The organism is Roseateles paludis, assembly GCF_039872745.1.
GTDB classification, from domain to species: Bacteria; Pseudomonadota; Gammaproteobacteria; order Burkholderiales; family Burkholderiaceae_C; genus Pelomonas; species Pelomonas paludis.
Genome location: NZ_JBDPZD010000001.1, coordinates 819840 through 835522, shown reverse-complemented (window position 1 = coordinate 835522; position 15683 = coordinate 819840). Strand labels below are relative to the sequence as shown.

The following is a 15683-nucleotide window of genomic DNA, read 5'->3' as shown; positions in this document are numbered from 1 at the left end:
ACTGAGGGGGCCCAGCCCCCCATGCTGAGCCTTGTGGTGCTGGCGAGCTGCGTAAACCATCGCAACCACTTGGCAAACCACGGCACCATGAAGCGCACCTCCCACCCCCTGCTCCCCGCCCTCGCCCTGGGTCTGGCGGCTCTCGCCACCGGCCTGCCCGCACAGGCCAGCCTCAGCGCCGGTGCCAGCACCACCGACAACCTGACCAGTGCCCGCCAGAGCTTCATCGACAGCGCCACCACCCTGCACCGCATGAGTTGGACCGACGCCTACGGCTACCCGCTGGCGACCGGCACCGGCGGTAACTACACCTTCCAGCCCACGATCAGCTTGACCCAGGCCGACGGCAACATCACCCAGGCCACCGGCGCGATCTCGCTGGCCAACTGGGTGGATGGCCCCGGCTTTGACGGCCCTGCCGCCACCCCGGCAGCCGACTTGGCGCTCAATGGCTACGAGGACTTTGACCTCCACCTGGGCCACGGCTACACGCGCATTGGCCTGTCCATTGCCACCGGCGTCGGCACCAAGATGACCGAGGTGAACGCGCAGGGCGCGAGCTTTGACTTCCTGGCCTATGACGCCAGCCACCAGCTCATCGGCAGCGCCACCGTGACCCTGCCGGCCGGCGGCGCGGCCAGCACCTGGGTCACCCTCGATGCCAGCGCGCCCGTCGCCCTGCTGCAGGTGCGCGAGAGCGGCACCCGCAGCATCTACGACCAATACTTTGGCGACGTGCTGCTGACCAACACCGCCCCGGTGCCCGAGCCCACCAGCGCCGCGCTGCTGGCCCTGGGTCTCGTGGGCTTGCGGCTGGCACGGCGGCGCCTGCGCTGAATCAACTGGCGAGCATCTCCGCCGCAATCAGCCGCACCGGCGCGCTGCCGTAGCTCAGGAAGCGTTCATGGAAGGCCTTGAGCGCAAAGCCCGGCCGGGCTTGCAGTTGCTCCCGCAGGGCCACGATCTCGCTGTAGCCGCTGAAGTAGCTGGTCAGCTGCACCGAGGTGAGCTGCACGCGGCGCCACTTCTCGCGGGCCTCCTGGGCGGTCTGGAAGGCCTGGCGCTGCAGCAGGTCGAGCGCCGCAGCCTCGGGCATGCCGAGCACGTGGACGCTGTAGTCGAGGATGGTGTTGGTGACCGAGCGCAGGTGCCACTTGCCGTACATCAGCCGCATCTCGGGCGAGTCGCCGTAGCCGCTCTCGATCATCAGGCGCTCGGCGTACACGGCCCAGCCCTCCACCATGGCGCCGTTGCCGAACAAGGCCTTGACGCGGCTCGGGGCGCGGTTGGCGTAGAGCAGCTGCACGTAGTGCCCGGGCACGGCCTCGTGGATGTTGAGGATCTGCAGGATCCAGTGGTTGTACTCGCGCAGCTGGCTCTCGGCCTGCTCGGCGCTGAGCGCGTCGTCGAGCGGGGTGACGTTGTAGAAGGTGGCGTCCTGCGGGCGGTAGGGGCCGGGTGCCTCGATGCCCGCGCCGGCCACGCCGCGTGCGTACTCGGGCGTGTCGCGCACCACGAGCGGCTTGTCGGGGTCGAGCGTGATCAGGTCCTTCTCGCGCACCCAGGCTTCCAGCTGAGGGATCTGGGCGCGGATCTCCTCGACAAAACGCTCGCGCGCAACATGGCGGCTGGAGAGCTGGTCGATCACGCGGCCGATGCGCACGAGGCGGTCCGCCGGCGGTGGCTCGGCGGCAAAGAGCCGCGGCCAGAGCACATCGGCCTCGCGCGCCATGCTGGCCAGCACCTCGTCGCGCCGCTGCAGCGCGAGCTCGTAGGTCTGGCGCGCGCTGCGGCCGGCCTGAATGTCGTGCTGGAACTTGGCCTCGTAGAGCGCGGCCCCGAGCCGGAAGCTGCGGCGCGCACCGGGCAGCAGGCGCTTGAGCTGGGCCTCGTAGCCGGTCACCGCCGCGCGCGCGGCGTTCCAGACGGGCTGGGTGATGGCGCCCTGCCCCACCTGCTGCGCGGCGGACTCGACCTCCTCCAGCACCGAGAGCACGCCGGGCAGTTGCTGCAGCGCCAGCTCGGTGTGCTCACGTGTGACATCGGCCAGGCTCTGGCGCGCGGCCTGGTAGTAGGCGGTCAGCTGCCGCACGCGCTGCTGCAGCGCATGGACGCGCTCGTGCATCGGCGCCCAGTCGGTGTGCAGGATCTTGTCGAGCGCCGAAGCTGGGTTGTGGGTGGCGGGGTTCCAGGCCCACTCGCGCAGTTCGTCAAGCTGCCAGAGATCGCTGCGGATCTGCGCGAGCAGGATGTCGCGGTCCATGCGCTGGGTGGGCGTGAGGCGGGCCGGCGCCAGCGCCTCAAAGCGCGGCAGCCAGGCCTTGTAGAACTTGCGCCGCCGCTCGCGCTGCTCGTGGCTCGGCAGACTGAGGCGCGCTGCAAAGTCAAAGCGGCCCACCGCGATGGCGGCATCGGTGTCGAGCGGCCAGAGCTGCTCCAGGAACTCTTCGGCCAATGCGTCCATGCCCGGAGCCTCCTTCGCCCGTGCAGCCAACGGCAGGGCCGCCAGGGCCAAGGCACCGAGCGCGCGCCGCCTCATGCCAAGGCGGCCTCTAGCGCGTCGATGAACATCGCCGCCACATCAAAGCCGCTTTGCTGCGTGATCTCCTGGAAGCAGGTGGGGCTGGTGACGTTGATCTCGGTGAGCTGCTCGCCGATCACGTCCAGGCCCACCAGCAGCAGGCCGCGCGCGGCGAGGATGGGGCCCAGGGCCTCGGCAATCTCGCGGTCCCGCGCGGTCAGGGGCCGGGCCACGCCCTTGCCGCCCGCCGCCAGGTTGCCGCGCACCTCGCCGCCTTGCGGGATGCGCGCCAGCGCAAAGGGCACCGGCTTGCCGCCGATCACGAGCACGCGCTTGTCGCCCTCTGAGATGGCGGGCAAGAAGCGCTGCACCATCAAGGTTTGCGTGCCGTCCTTGGTGACCGATTCAATGATGGCGCCGAGGTTGAGGCCGTCGTCGCGCACACGGAAGATGCCCATGCCACCCATGCCGTCGAGCGGCTTCAGGATGATGTCGCGGTGCTCGGCATGGAAGGCGCGGATCTCGGCCGCGTCCCGCGTGACCAGCGTGGGCGCGATGAACTCGGGGAACTCCAGGATCGCCAGCTTCTCGGGGTGCTCGCGCAAGCTGCCAGGCTTGTTGAAGACACGTGCGCCTTCACGCTCGGCCTGGCTCAGCAAGTGGGTGGCGTAGAAGAACTCGCTGTCAAAGGGCGGGTCCTTGCGCATCAGCACCGCGCCCGCGTCGGCCAGGGCCAGGTCGGCCACCTGCTCGGTCACAAACCAGTCGGCCGCATCGCCGGTGAGCGCGATGTGCCGCGCACCCCGCGCCGTGACCCGGCCGCCGCGCTGCCACACCAGCTGCGCCGGCTCGCAGGCCACGATCTCATGCCCACGCTTGGCGGCCTCGCGCATCATGGCGAAGGTGGAGTCCTTGTAGGTCTTGAAGGTCTCCAGCGGGTCGGCAACGAACAACAGTTTCATGGCGGTGGCAGGCTCGGCAAAGCGGTAGCTGGGCAGTGTTGCACAGCGAGGCCAACCCGGTGGCCCCTGGGCCCTTGCTGGCGCCCGGCCCGCGCGGAGAGGATGCGCGCATGTGCCGATTCCTCGCCTACGCGGGCGACCCCATCCTGCTGGAAGAGCTGGTCTGCAAGCCCAGCCACTCGCTCGTCAAGCAAAGCCTCAGCGCCGTCCAGGCCCGCACGGTGACCAATGGCGACGGCTTTGGCATCGGCTGGTACGGCGAGCGGCCCGAGCCCGGCATCTACCACGAGGTCATGCCCGCCTGGAGCGACGAGAACCTGCTGAGCCGGTGCGCCAACGTGCGCTCACGCCTCTTCCTCGCGCATGTGCGCGCCGCCACCGGCGGCGGCATCGCGCGGCAGAACTGCCACCCCTTCCACCACGGCCGCTACATGCTCATCCACAACGGCCAGATCGGCGGCTACGCCCGCTTGCGCCGCCAGCTGGAGAGCCAACTGCCCGACGCCCTCTTCGAGCACCGACGCGGCGCCACGGACTCCGAGCTGCTCTTCCTGCTGATCGTTCAGCAACTGCAAGCCGGCATGCCCGCCCCTGAGGCCCTGCGCAGAGTCCTGGCCAGCACCCACGCCGCCATGCAGCAAGCCGGCATCGCCGAACCCCTGCGCTTTGCGGCGGCCCTCACCGACGGCGACACCCTCTGGGCCATCCGCTGGGCCAGCGACGACCAGCCCCCCAGCCTCTACACCAAGCCCCAAGCCGGCGGCTGGGCGATTGCCTCAGAGCCGCTGGGCGACGACAGCGAGCACTGGACGCCACTGGCGCCGGGGGAGATGGTGAGGGTGTGGAGGGGGGAGATGGAGAGGGTAGGAGCGGGGTGAGGGGACTGCGTCAGCGTCCGCTGATGCGAAGGGTTCGGCATCACGCCAACGTTGTTCATGTTGTCGGCCTTTCCAGGACTCCGCTGGCTAGTCTTGAATTCAGCATGGCCGTGAACTTTGCGAAGTCGTGCGCGCCCTCTGATGCAACGTACATCTGATCGCCGAAGTGCTCAGCGTAATCGTTGAGGTACAGCCCGTTTTCGCCGTAGTACCTTGTGGCGAAAGCATTGCCTTCGTCGTTCAAGTCTTCGTCGGTGAACTTGCCATCGCAATACTTGAAGAGAAACGCTGTTGCCGACTCGCGCCCCTGAACCACTCGGGTGACGGCGTCCGGCTCCTCTTCGGTGTGCAGCTCGCCGGCCCAACCCTTGGAGAAGCACCATCTGAGGAAAAGCGCGATGTGGGTCCCGCCATGTGCTTCCGGTTGGTCAGCCGGGAAGTCTCCCCCGTAGTGCCAACTTGCATCGTCGTACTTCATACCACTCCCAGTGATGCTGCACGTGAAGATGAGCGGACGCCGAAGGCGGTCCGCTCCAACGGTAGGCTAACTGGCGATCTCAAAGCGAGCCTCCAACTCTGCGAACGAGTCCGCGATCTTGATTGCGTACTGCGGCTCCACACCAACCATCGGCAGCAGAAATACCGCCCCTGATGCGTCGAAGGCCAGCACCTCACCGCCCCCGTCACCAGCAAACGCTACGAAGCCGGGCGCGTAGTCCTGAACCTGTATGTCGGCGTTGTTGCCGTTGATCTCCGCCATCGGCCAAAGAGCCACGTAGCCGGGTCGCCCCTCACCGGTTGTGAAACCCTCGAAGGCGCCATGCGCCGCGAGAAAGGCTGTGTACTGCGCAGGGATCGGCGGAAGCATTGCCATTCAGCGTGTTGTCGCCAGTCTGCGTAATGCAGACGGCTGACAAATAATGCCACGACCATAAGGTCCAAGTCATTGATTCATAGGGGCGCTGCTCCCTTGCGCGGCACTTGCCAGTCTGCATATTGCCGCCCCTAGTTTTTGCACTTTCTACGCAGACACCCAGCGTCACGCACCAAGGCCCGCCCGGGCTGGCTGGGGCGCGGACTTTTGAGGCGCCGAGGAGCGGAGGTTTGCGGGGCGTGAGCGAAGCGAACTTCAACGACTGACTTCGCGCCGCCTGTTCGAGCAGAGCGTAGCGGCGCGAGTTCGGCGCGGCCCCGCAAACCGAGCACCGCAGGGCAGTCGCGCAGCGACCGCCTCAACTGGAGCGCCCCAGCCAGCCCGGGCGGGCCTTTGCCAACCCACACTCAGCACCAGGCACCAGCTTCAGCGCCACACCACACACGTCAAGGCCACGCCGCGCACACCGAGCCGCCAGCCCCCCGCCGCGACCAGGCCGACAGGCGACTGATGAGGCGAGCAATGCCGTCGCCCTCCGGGCCTTGCAGCGCATGGTTGGCGCTGGGCACAGACCAGTCGCACCAACCAGCATTACGCGCAGCCGCAAGGGCAGCGAAGCGCGCGTAGGCCGATGGCGGGATGCGTTCGTCGTGCTCGCCCCAGACGCGGGCGAGGGGCACGGGCAGGGCGAGCAGGTTGGCTTGCTGGTGCCACTGCAGCAGGTCACGCCAGTAGCCGAGGGAGCGGCCGTCGAGCAGGGTGTCGTCGGGCGCGGCGCTGCTGGCCTGGGCGAGCAGCTCGCGCCAGCCGGCGGTGTCGTGCTCGCGGGCGGCTTGGTCGGCGGCCCAGGCCTGGGGGTCGAGCCCGGGTGATGCGATGAGCAGGACGCCGCTGAGCCCCTCGACGGTGGGCGCCAGCGCGGCCAGGATCTCGCCGCCTTCACTGAGGCCGACGAGCAGGGTGGGCAAAGGGCTGAGCGGCTGGGCGCTGGTGGCAGCGCTTTGGATGGCGAGCCGGGCGGCATGGGCCCAGTCGCGCAGGCGGTCTTGCCGGGGGAAGTCGGCGGCACAGCGGCCTTGGGCATCGATACCGGGCTTGTGCAGCACGCGGATCTCGGCGTCGGGCCAGGCGTTGAGCCAGGCCTGGCCACTGGGCATGAAGCCGGGGCAGCCGGAGCCGGGCACCCACCAGACGCGCACGGAGGGCGGGCCGCTCAGGGCGCCACGCAGCCAGATGCTGGCAGCGCCGGGCAGGACGGGGGGGACAAGGCGCCAGGAGGGCGCCGGTTCAGCAGCGCTTTGCGCCAGCGCCGGGCCGCCGCCGCTCAGTGTGATGAGCGACAGGGCCAGGAGCGTGACGAGCTGCCAGCGGCCTCTCAACGCAGGATCACGGCCTCGCTCTTGGTCGGCTGGGGCGGTGCGTTGGGCGGCGTGACGCGGCCGGTGGCGGGGTCCATGGGCGCGGGCAGGCCCAGCTGATCAGCCATCTGCTGGTAGACGGACAGGGCGAGCGACTGCGAGGTCTCGCGCATCACCTTGCCGCGGTTGGGCGGCTGGATGTCGCCACGGTTGGACAGCATCTTGATGTCGCCACCGTTGCCCTGGGCGCTGAAGGCCGACTTGATCTCGAGGGTCTTGGTGTTGATTAGCGAGAAGTCGGCGACCAGGTCGAGCGTGAACTGGTGGGTGGAGCTGGTGGAGCCTTGCAGCGGCGAGAGGCTGTCGCGGAATTCGAGGCTGCTGAGGGTGCCGAAGAGCACGAAGTCGGCGCCGGGGAACTCGCCCTTCTTGATGCGGTCGACGATGTCCTTGACCTGGGGCTGGCGCACGGGCTGGGCCATCTTGCCGGTCTTGACCTGCTGCAGCACCTGCTCGGCCTTGGTGGGCTGGGGCATGCCGGCATCGAAGGCCTTGGCCTGCACCAGACGGAAGGCGCCGCCCTTGAGGATGGCGCCCTTGATGTCGTTGGTGAAGGAGCCGAGCTCGCGCTGCTCCATGTAGCTGTAGGTGCCAGCCACATAGGTGCCGCTGCTTTGCTGCGTGGCCGCCAGGTGCATGGGCCCGGCGTGCACGGTGCCCGTGCTGCTGCTGGTGCCGACCTCGAAGTACTGGCGCACGTTCTCGGTGTAGGCCAGGTCGGTGACGGCGATCTTGGGGCCGGTCTGGGCGGCGGCGAGGCCGGCCGTGGCCAGCAGGATGCTGGCCAGCAGGAGGTTGCGTCGTTGCATGCCGGTACTCCTCAGCGCTTGGTGGTCTTGCGGATTTCTTTTTCCTCTTGCCACTCGATGGTGCCCTCGGCCACGTCGAACATCTTCAGCGTGAACTTGTAGAACACATCCTTGGTCGAGGAGTTTTGCTTGACGATGGAGGTCAGCTCGCCTTCGAGCTGGTACTTGGCCGCCGTCATCTGGCCCACCTTGGCGGTGGTGTTGTTCTTGTAGAGGCCGCTTTGGTTCTGGCGCTGCAGCTCGTCAACGCCGGCCTGCATTTCCTGGATGGAGCGGGTGAAGCGCACCTTGCCGGACTTGACCAATGCCGTCTGGATGGAGTTCATGACATTGGTGGTGTCGATGTACTCGCTGGTCTTGTTCTTGACGGTGGAGATGGTCACCGTGGGACGGCCCTGGAAGATGCCGGTCTCAAGCAGGCTGCCAACCATCTTCTCGGCAATCATCTGCAGGTCGGTGGAGCCGAATTCGTTGGTGACCAGCTCGGTGGACTTGGCGTCGCCGTAGTTGACCTGGCGCTGCAGGCGCACAACGGGCGAGGAGACGGTTTCACAGGCACTCAGGCTCAGGGCGGCCAGCACCGGCAGCAGCACGGCCAGGGAGGTCTTGAGTTTCATGACGGGGTCCTTCTTGGAATCAGTGAGCGGCGGCGTCCTGGGCCGGGGCGGGCGTGGCCTGCTGGGCGGGCGCAGCGGGCTGGGCATCCGCGTGGTTGACCTGGCGCTGCAGGCGCACGACGGGCGAGGACACGGTCTCACAGCCGCAAAGCAGGGAAGCGGCCAAGGCGGCGGCCAGCACAACGAAAGAGGTACGGGTGGTCATGGCGGGTCTCCCGGGGGTCAGTTGATTTCGACGTTCATTTCGAGGCGCAGATCGACCACGGCCGAGGTGGGCGCCACGCCCTTGATGGTCTGGGTCTGCTCGCCCATCACGGGCAGTTGCTTCCAGGCCTCGCCATCGCCGACCTGGCTGCCGTCGCTGTCGAGCCAGCGGAAGCGGTAGAAGACCGTGCGGTTCTTCTTGGTGACGTTGTAGAGGTCGGCCTGCACCACCAGCACATCGGCCTTGCGCACCAGGCGCATCTCGGCGACCTTGACGCCATTGGGCTTGCCGCGCAGCGCCAGCTTGGCGGCAATGGCGGGGCTGGTGGTGTCGTCGTCGGCCTGGGCCGGCAGCGCGGTGGCCAGCATGGCTACACAGGCGGCTGCGGCCAGGGAAAGGATCCTGCGATTCATCATTGCGCTCCTGGGTCGCTCGATCAATTGGGCTTGGAGGCCGCTGCTGCCGGCTTGGCCGGGGCTGCCGCAGGCTTGGCTGCCGGCTTGGCAGCAGCGGGCTTGGCGGCCGGCTTGACCGCAGCGGGCGCCTCAACCTTACCCGAAACCACGGCCGAGGTGGCCGCAGGCGCAGCAGCTGCCGGGGGCGGCGCCACCAGGCGGCCGAACTTGGCCACGTCGTGCGCCACCCACTGGCCTTCGAAGAGGCGCAGGTTGAGCACGGCGTACTGACCATCGATCTTGATGGGCTCGCCCACGGGCTGGCCATTGAAGACCAGGCGGTGCTCGCCGGGCTCCAGATAGCCACGCGCCAGGTAGACGCGGCCGGGCAGCATGCGCCACATGCGGTCGTCGGCCTGCTCGGTGACGACCGACGCGGCCAGGCCCACCACGGCGCCAAACAGGCCGGCACGCTTTTGCAGCTCGTTCTGGACCGTGCCCTTGACGATGGCGCGGGTGATGCCGCGCAGCACCATGCCGGGCATCTCGTCGCTCAAGGCGCGGCGGGCCATCAGGTCCACATCGACCACCGGCTCCAGCTTGAAGTCGGCGCCGCCCAGGGTGAGGCCCGTGAGCAGCGGCTCCTTGGAGGGCTCGATCACGGGGTAGGAGATGCTGACCGAATTGAGGCGGCCGGAAATAGGCACCGGCACCGTGAAGGCCTTGGGCTTGCGCGCTGGCGAGGTGCCAGCCTCGACGATCAGCAGCACGTCGGTCTTGGCCTGGCGGCGCTTGTGGGTGAAGGAGGTGCGCTGGTCGAGGCCACGCAGGCCTTCTTCCAGCAGCGGCACTTCGGGGCGCAGCTCGATGGCCTTGCGGTAGCCCGGGGCGGCCAGGCCGTCTTCACCGAGCACTTCGTAGACGAAGCCGCTGAGGTAGTGGCTGAGCGCGTTCTGGTAGCCGTTCTTGAGCTTGAGCACGGCCGGGTCGTTCAGGGTCTCGACCGGGTAGCCGTTGAGCTCCTTGCCCTTGGCATCAGCGCCCTTCTCCTTGGCCTCGGCCTCGGCCTTGGCGGTTTCCTTGGCGCGGAACTCGGCGATCACGGCCTCGCGCTCGTGCGTGCGCTTGATCTCGACGCGGGCGTTGTCCAGGTCACCCAGCACCAGCCGGTTCAGGGCCAGACGCGTGGTCAGGAAGACCTTTTCGTAGTCTTGCCCCTCATAGGGCTTGAGCCGCTCGCTGATGGTGGCGGCGCCGAGGGTGCCCAGCAGCTTGTCGGGGCTGGTCTTGGCGGCTTCTTCCCATTCCTTGACCTTGACGTCGGCCAGGGTCAGGGCCTCGATGCTGTCGGCGTAGCGGCGGTTCAGTGCCAGCAGCTCGCCGCGCTCCAGGTTGTAGAGCAGGGCCTTCTTCTGGTCGTCAGAGGTGGCACTGGCTTCGTGCTGGGCCAGGGCGGCGGCAAAGCCACCGCCAGAGCGCGCAGCCTGCTGCACGTTTTCGGCGTGCTTGTCGTGGCTTTGTGTCGCCGCGCAGCCCGAGAGCAAAACGACGATGACTAGCGCCCCGAGCATGCGAAGGCGCGACATTGTTGTAGGCATGGATCCCCTCCTCAGGGCCGTGGCGGCAAAGGCGGGTCAATGTATCAGCGCGTCCGCAAAAAAGCCCCGGTGAAAATCACAAGCGAATCCCTAGCCCGAAGGGCGCTTTGCGTGAGCCTTTCGGGCGAATTTCATATCGTGCGAGCCACGGCGGGCGACGCGAGCGGGCGGCGACAGCAGCGTCAGCTCAGCTCAAGCTCAACTCACTCCAGCGCTGGCGCGCCAGGCCGAGCAGCAAGGCCGCGCCCGCCAGGGCGACCACGCCGGTGGCCAGCTGCACAGGCAGCCCAGGGTCGAAGAACTTGCGGACGTAGACGGCCAACAGGGCGAGCGCGATCCAGGGGGCGGCGCGGGTGAGGGGCTGACGCGGCAGCATGGCCCAGGCGGCGGTGAGCAGCACGGCGCTCATCACGAAGATGAGGGTGAAGAACAGGTCCACCACGCCGCGCGCCTTGCCAAAAGCCTCACCCCATTGGCTGAAGGGCAGCCAGGCCAGGCACAGCAGGGCCAGCACCCAGGCGGACCCGCGGGCGCGGCGCGCGGGGGCGTCGGCCGCTTCCTCGCCTTCGCGCGGGGGGCGGATCATGGGCAGCAGCAGCAGCAGCAGCAGGCCGACGGCGGCGTCGATGCCGAGGGTGACGGGATAGCCGAAGGCCTCGATGGTGATGCCTTGCCAGGTGGCACCAACGGCGATGGCCAGGTTGGACATGGCCATGTAGGCGGTGAACTGGGTGCCGGCCACCTTGGGGTTGGTGACGTCCATCATGATGGCGGCACGGGTGCCGTACATGAGGCCGTTGAAGACGTTGTAGACGAGGCTGGCGATCCACAGCAGCAGCGCAAACTCAGGCTGGCGGGCACCGGCTGGGCGCGGCATGACGTAGCCAAGTTGCTGCAGCTTCCAGGCGAGCCAGGCGGTGGGCAGGCTCATGAGGCAGAAGTAGACGAACAGGGTGCTGCGGCGGCCGAGCTTGTCGGACAGCCAGCCGCCCAGCACCATGCCGATGGCGGTGACGATGTTGCTCCAGAGCTCGAGCTGGGCGGTTTCGTTCTCGTCGAGCCCGAACTCGACGCTGAGGTTGGAGCGCAGCGCGAGCCCCAGGGCCATGGCGCCCATGGGCAGCAGGCAAAAGCCCACGCCGGCAAAGGCGCCACGGGTGCCCATGAAGGAGCGGAAGGATGTGACGGCGAACTCGCGCATCTCGCGCCCTGCCTGGCGCAGGCCGCCGCCGGAGGGCTCGGACTCCCCGGACGCACCCGCCTCGCCTGCCTCACCCGCAGCGCCCTGGATGCGCTGCACGGCGGACTCCTTCATCGGCAGCACGATGAAGAAGGTGATGAGCAGGATGGAGCCCGCCACGAAGAAGAAGCTGGACTGGAAGCCGGTATAGGCCGTCATGAAGAGGACGCCCGATCCCCCGATGGCTTGCCCGATGGCGGCGCCGGCAAACATCAGGCCGTTGGCCAGACCGCGCTCGTCCTCGTGCAGGGTGTTGCAGGCCAGGCTGTCGATGGCCACATCCTGAATCGCCCCGAAGGTGTTGTGCACGAAGAGCACGGCCGTGAAGAGCCCGAGCTGGGCCGGCAGATCGAACACCACCAGCACCGCCAGGGTGGCCGAGAGCAGCAGCTGCATGGCAATGATCCAGGCCCGGCGGTGGCCGAAGCGCTTGGACCGGAACACGTCCACAAAGGGCCCGAACGCCCACTTGAACGCCCAGGGCACGTAGAAGGAGCCGACGAAGGCGCCAATCTCGGCCGGGCCCACGCCCTGCTTGCGCAGGTAGTAGGCGATGGCGGTGATGGCGAAGCCGAGGGGGATGCCCTCGGTCACATAGAGGGCGAAGAAGGCGCCGAGGCGCCCGCGTCGGGAGGCAAGGAGATTTGGCAGCAGCATGGGGCGCGATTGTCAGGAGCGCCGCGCTGCCAGGCAGCCGGGTTTTGCCTCTCCCTCGATAGAGCTAGATCTCTACTTTGCTGCCCAGCTCGACGATGCGGTTGGTGGGCAGATGCAGGAAGTCGGCCGCTGCGGCCGCGTTGCGGTGCATGCCGGCGAAGAGCTTCTCGCGCCACAGCGCCATGCCGGCGCCGATGGTGGGGATGACGATGTCGCGGCTGAGGAAGTAGCTGGTCTCCATCTCTTCCAGCTGCACGCCATGGCTCTTGAGCTGGGCCAGGGCTTCGGGCACGTCGGGCTCGTTCTTGAAGCCGAAGTGCAGGGTCACCTGCCAGCAGTTGTGCCCCAGGGACTCGGCCTCGCAGCGCTTGTCAAAGCCGATCCAGGGCACCTCGTGGTGGCGCACGGTGACGAAGACGTTCTGCTCGTGCAGCACCTTGTTGTGCTTGAGGTTGTGCATCAGCGCATTGGGCGTGATGCCCAGCTCGGCCGACAGGAACACCGCCGTGCCCGCCACGCGCGTGGGCGGGCTGAGGAAGACCGCGTCGAGGAAGGAGGGCAGCTCGATGGCGTCCTCACGCAGCTTGTCGGACAGCATCTTGCGCCCCTGCCGCCAGGTGAGCATCAGCGTGAACATGCAGACGCCGATGAGCAGCGGGAACCAGCCGCCTGCGGCGATCTTGAGCAGGTTGGAGGCGAGGAAGGTGACGTCGATCAGGAAGAACAGCCCTGTGGCGGCCGCGCACAGCACCAGCGGGTACTTCCAGCCAAAGCGGATGACGAAGAAGGTCATCACCGTGGTGATGGTCATGTCGATGGTGACGGCCACCCCATAGGCACCGGCCAAGCGGCTGGCCGAGCCGAAGAAGCTGACGGCCACGACGACAAGCCCAAACAGCATCCAGTTGATGAAGGGGACGTAGATCTGGCCGGTGTCGCGCACGCTGGTGTGCAGGATGCGCATGCGCGGCAGGATGCCGAGCTGGATGGCCTGCTTGGTGACCGAGAAGGCCGCGGTGATGAGGGCCTGCGAGGCCACGATGGCCGCCGCCGTGGCGAGCAGGAAGAGCGGGATCTCGGCCCAGCTGGGCGCGAGGTGGAAAAAGGGGTTCTGGATGGCCTCGGGCTCTTGCAGCAGCATGGCGCCCTGCCCGAAGTAGTTGATGACCAGGGCCGGCATCACGACGCCGTACCAGGCGATGCGGATGGGCTTTTTGCCGAAGTGGCCGAGGTCGGCGTAGAGGGCCTCACCGCCGGTGACGACCAGCACCACCGCACCGAGGCCGACGAAGGCCACCCAGCCCTGGTGCAGGCAGAACTCGATCGCATGCAGCGGGTTCATGGCGGCCAGCACGCTGGGGTTCTCCAGCACGCGCGGCAGGCCCAGCAGGGCCAGCACCAGGAACCAGGCCAGCATCACGGGCCCGAAGGCCTTGCCGATGCCGCCGGTGCCAAAGCGCTGCACGGCAAACAGGCCGGCGATGACGATCAGGGTGAGGGGGAGGATGGCGTCGTGGTACTCGGGGGCATAGACGTCGATGCCCTCGACCGCGCCGAGCACCGTCATGGCCGGGGTGATGACGGCGTCGCCAAAGAAGATGGCGGTGCCAAAAAGGCCCACGGTCATCAGCACGCGGCGCAGCGCGGGTTGGCCCTTCACAGCGGTGGTGGCCAGGGCCAGCATGGCGATGAGGCCGCCTTCGCCGTTGTTGTCGGCCCGCAGGATCAAGAGCACGTACTTGATCGAGACGACGACGGTGATGGTCCAGAAGAGCAGGGACAGCACGCCGAGGATGTTCTCGGACGTGGCGGCGATGTGGCCGCCGTGGAAGACTTCTTTGAGGGCGTACAGCGGGCTGGTGCCGATGTCGCCATAGACCACCCCCAGGGCACCGAGGGTGAGACCCGCCAGCGCCGAAGGGCTGCGAGCCGCGTGGGAAGCACTCACGTGAGAAGGGCCGCAAGCAGGAGCGGCTCAATGTTCTAAAGGCGCCATTCTGCGCCCGAACCCCTAGCTTTGTGCAGCGCAACATTCCACGCAAACGTGGCTTGACCGGGGCCCGGGACGGGCTTAAAGAACGGCGTGGCGCGTCCAGCGTTGCGGGTGGCGCCTCAGGCGGTTTCGAGCGTCTCGGCCAGCGGGTCGGTGGCTTCCAGCTCGTAGGCGGCGGCCAGCAGCGCCAGGCGCGCCACCACGCCGTACATGTAGAAGCGGTTGGGCACGCTGGCGCCGGGCCGCTCGCCCAAGCGAGGCAGCTGCTGGGCCTCGGTAAAGGCCAGGGGCACGAAGCTGGAGCCGGGCACGTTGAGGCTTTCGTCCACGCCGCGCTGGGCATGCACACGGTAGTAGCCGCCCACCACATAGCGGTCCATGGTGTAGACCACGGGCTCGGCCACGGCGTCGTGCACGCGCTCGAAGGTGGGCACGCCCTCCTGCACCAGGAAGTCCCGGAACACCTCGCCCTGCTGGCCCGAGGACAGGCAGCCGCGGCAGCGCTCGTTGAGGCCGGCGATCTCCTTGGGGTCGCGCACGGTCATCACGCCGACATTGGTACCGACATCGCTCTTGAGCACGACGAAGGGCTTGTCCTGGATGCCGTAGTCCTTGTACTTGCGGCGCACCTTGGTGAGCTGGGCGTCGGCCTCGGCCTGCAACTGCTCCAGGCCCTGCGCGGCCGACATGTCCAGGCCGGTGACCAGGCTGGTGCTGGGGTGGATCAGCCAGGGGTCCATGCCCAGCAACTTGGCAAAGCGCTTGGCCAGTTCCTCGTAGGCCTCGAAGTGGCGGCTGCGGCGCCGCACCGTCCAGCCGGCGTGCAGCGGCGGCAGCAGGTATTGCTCGTTCAGGCCGCGCAGCACCGGCGGCACGCCAGCGGCCAGGTCGGTGTTGAGCAGGATGGTGCAGGGGTCAAAACCGCTTTGCAGCACCAGGCGGCCCTTGCGGCGCACCATGGGCTCCAGGGTCATCTCGCCGCCTTCGGGCAGGGTCAGCGTGGTGGCCGCCTTGACGCTGGGGTCGAAGGTGCCCAGCCGCACGTTGAGCCCAGCCTGGGTGAACACGCGGGCCAGCGTGGCCAGGTGGGCGAGCTTCAGGTTGCACAGCGGGGCGTCAGGAACCACGACGAGGTTGCGCGCCTCGGGGCAGACCTTCTCGATGGCCGCCATCGCCGCCTGCACGGCCTGCGGCAGCATCTGCGGGGTCAGCAAGTTGAAGGCGCTGGGGAAGAGGTTGGTGTCCACCGGCGCCAGCTTGAAGCCGGCGTTGCGCACGTCCACCGAGGCATAAAAGGGCGGCGTGTGCTCCATCCACTCCAGCCGGAACCAGCGCTCGGTGGCCGGCATGGACTCCAGCACCCGGGCTTCAAGTTCGTTGATGGGGCCGGTAAGTGCAGTGACGAGATGCGGGACCATGGCGAGGCGGGCTGAGGAGCAGGGCGAAGACAGATGGGGCCTGCATCATCCAACACAAGGCCCCGGGTCGTCTTGCACCCAGCTGCAAAGCCAAAAAG

The 15683-nt window shown here is 67.8% G+C and carries 15 protein-coding genes; 2 read left to right on the top strand and 13 right to left on the bottom strand.

The features are described from left to right. Positions 1-87 precede the first annotated feature (87 nt). On the top strand, positions 88-837 hold the full coding sequence (locus ABDJ85_RS03965) for a PEP-CTERM sorting domain-containing protein (RefSeq protein WP_347703434.1): 750 nt from the start codon (positions 88-90) through the stop codon (positions 835-837). A 1-nt stretch (position 838) separates the two neighbouring features. Here the strand turns inward: ABDJ85_RS03965 and ABDJ85_RS03960 are convergent, their stop codons facing one another. Both ABDJ85_RS03960 and gshB read right to left on the bottom strand, forming a co-directional pair. Further along, entirely contained in the window at positions 839-2464 is a 1626-nt protein-coding gene (locus tag ABDJ85_RS03960) for a DUF885 domain-containing protein (protein ID WP_347703433.1), read from the bottom strand. 71 nt (positions 2465-2535) lie between these two features. Beyond that, a complete protein-coding gene (gene gshB / locus ABDJ85_RS03955; protein WP_347703432.1) occupies positions 2536-3483 on the bottom strand; it encodes a glutathione synthase in 948 nt (315 codons plus the stop codon). A 110-nt stretch (positions 3484-3593) separates the two neighbouring features. Here gshB and ABDJ85_RS03950 point away from each other — a divergent pair, with 110 nt between their 5' ends. Continuing rightward, complete coding sequence (locus tag ABDJ85_RS03950) at positions 3594-4361, top strand: class II glutamine amidotransferase (RefSeq protein WP_347703431.1); 768 nt, start codon at positions 3594-3596, stop codon at positions 4359-4361. 55 nt (positions 4362-4416) lie between these two features. Here the strand turns inward: ABDJ85_RS03950 and ABDJ85_RS03945 are convergent, their stop codons facing one another. From ABDJ85_RS03945 to gshA, 11 genes are all read right to left on the bottom strand, one after another. Continuing rightward, positions 4417-4839: a DUF7832 domain-containing protein gene (locus tag ABDJ85_RS03945; protein WP_347703430.1), complete on the bottom strand. Its 423-nt coding sequence runs from the start codon at positions 4837-4839 to the stop codon at positions 4417-4419. A gap of 66 nt (positions 4840-4905) precedes the next feature. Next, positions 4906-5229, bottom strand: a complete 324-nt coding sequence (locus ABDJ85_RS03940; protein ID WP_347703429.1) for an SMI1/KNR4 family protein — start codon at positions 5227-5229, stop codon at positions 4906-4908. A gap of 452 nt (positions 5230-5681) precedes the next feature. Further along, positions 5682-6614 (bottom strand): alpha/beta hydrolase, encoded by a 933-nt coding sequence (locus ABDJ85_RS03935; protein WP_347703428.1) that lies wholly within the window; start codon positions 6612-6614, stop codon positions 5682-5684. Then, the gene (locus ABDJ85_RS03930) at positions 6611-7462 is read right to left on the bottom strand and encodes a hypothetical protein (protein WP_347703427.1); all 852 of its coding nucleotides are present in this window, start codon (positions 7460-7462) and stop codon (positions 6611-6613) included. Before ABDJ85_RS03930 ends, ABDJ85_RS03935 begins: the two co-directional genes overlap by 4 nt. A gap of 11 nt (positions 7463-7473) precedes the next feature. Next, complete coding sequence (gene lpoB, locus ABDJ85_RS03925) at positions 7474-8079, bottom strand: penicillin-binding protein activator LpoB (RefSeq protein WP_347703426.1); 606 nt, start codon at positions 8077-8079, stop codon at positions 7474-7476. Positions 8080-8098: 19 nt separating this feature from the next. After that, positions 8099-8284 (bottom strand): hypothetical protein, encoded by a 186-nt coding sequence (locus tag ABDJ85_RS03920; RefSeq protein WP_347703425.1) that lies wholly within the window; start codon positions 8282-8284, stop codon positions 8099-8101. A 17-nt stretch (positions 8285-8301) separates the two neighbouring features. Then, positions 8302-8697, bottom strand: coding sequence for a YcfL family putative periplasmic lipoprotein (locus ABDJ85_RS03915; RefSeq protein WP_347703424.1), 396 nt, complete (start codon positions 8695-8697; stop codon positions 8302-8304). Positions 8698-8720: 23 nt separating this feature from the next. After that, positions 8721-10265, bottom strand: a complete 1545-nt coding sequence (locus ABDJ85_RS03910; RefSeq protein WP_347703423.1) for a COG3014 family protein — start codon at positions 10263-10265, stop codon at positions 8721-8723. Between the two features lie 199 nt (positions 10266-10464). Beyond that, a complete protein-coding gene (locus tag ABDJ85_RS03905; RefSeq protein ID WP_347703422.1) occupies positions 10465-12174 on the bottom strand; it encodes an MFS transporter in 1710 nt (569 codons plus the stop codon). Between the two features lie 64 nt (positions 12175-12238). Beyond that, positions 12239-14122, bottom strand: coding sequence for a potassium transporter Kup (locus ABDJ85_RS03900; protein WP_347703421.1), 1884 nt, complete (start codon positions 14120-14122; stop codon positions 12239-12241). Positions 14123-14286: 164 nt separating this feature from the next. After that, the gene (gene gshA / locus ABDJ85_RS03895; protein WP_347703420.1) at positions 14287-15585 is read right to left on the bottom strand and encodes a glutamate--cysteine ligase; all 1299 of its coding nucleotides are present in this window, start codon (positions 15583-15585) and stop codon (positions 14287-14289) included. Between the last annotated feature and the right edge of the window lie 98 nt (positions 15586-15683).

Bases quoted from the DNA above. Each gene is read 5' to 3' on its own strand.
- ABDJ85_RS03965 (WP_347703434.1), top strand. From the start codon at position 88: ATGAAGCGCACCTCCCACCCCCTGCTCCCCGCCCTCGCCCTGGGTCTG.
- ABDJ85_RS03960 (WP_347703433.1), bottom strand. From the start codon at position 2,464: ATGGACGCATTGGCCGAAGAGTTCCTGGAGCAGCTCTGGCCGCTCGAC.
- gshB (WP_347703432.1), bottom strand. From the start codon at position 3,483: ATGAAACTGTTGTTCGTTGCCGACCCGCTGGAGACCTTCAAGACCTAC.
- ABDJ85_RS03950 (WP_347703431.1), top strand. From the start codon at position 3,594: ATGTGCCGATTCCTCGCCTACGCGGGCGACCCCATCCTGCTGGAAGAG.
- ABDJ85_RS03945 (WP_347703430.1), bottom strand. From the start codon at position 4,839: ATGAAGTACGACGATGCAAGTTGGCACTACGGGGGAGACTTCCCGGCT.
- ABDJ85_RS03940 (WP_347703429.1), bottom strand. From the start codon at position 5,229: ATGCTTCCGCCGATCCCTGCGCAGTACACAGCCTTTCTCGCGGCGCAT.
- ABDJ85_RS03930 (WP_347703427.1), bottom strand. From the start codon at position 7,462: ATGCAACGACGCAACCTCCTGCTGGCCAGCATCCTGCTGGCCACGGCC.
- lpoB (WP_347703426.1), bottom strand. From the start codon at position 8,079: ATGAAACTCAAGACCTCCCTGGCCGTGCTGCTGCCGGTGCTGGCCGCC.
- ABDJ85_RS03920 (WP_347703425.1), bottom strand. From the start codon at position 8,284: ATGACCACCCGTACCTCTTTCGTTGTGCTGGCCGCCGCCTTGGCCGCT.
- ABDJ85_RS03915 (WP_347703424.1), bottom strand. From the start codon at position 8,697: ATGAATCGCAGGATCCTTTCCCTGGCCGCAGCCGCCTGTGTAGCCATG.
- ABDJ85_RS03910 (WP_347703423.1), bottom strand. From the start codon at position 10,265: ATGTCGCGCCTTCGCATGCTCGGGGCGCTAGTCATCGTCGTTTTGCTC.
- ABDJ85_RS03905 (WP_347703422.1), bottom strand. From the start codon at position 12,174: ATGCTGCTGCCAAATCTCCTTGCCTCCCGACGCGGGCGCCTCGGCGCC.
- gshA (WP_347703420.1), bottom strand. From the start codon at position 15,585: ATGGTCCCGCATCTCGTCACTGCACTTACCGGCCCCATCAACGAACTT.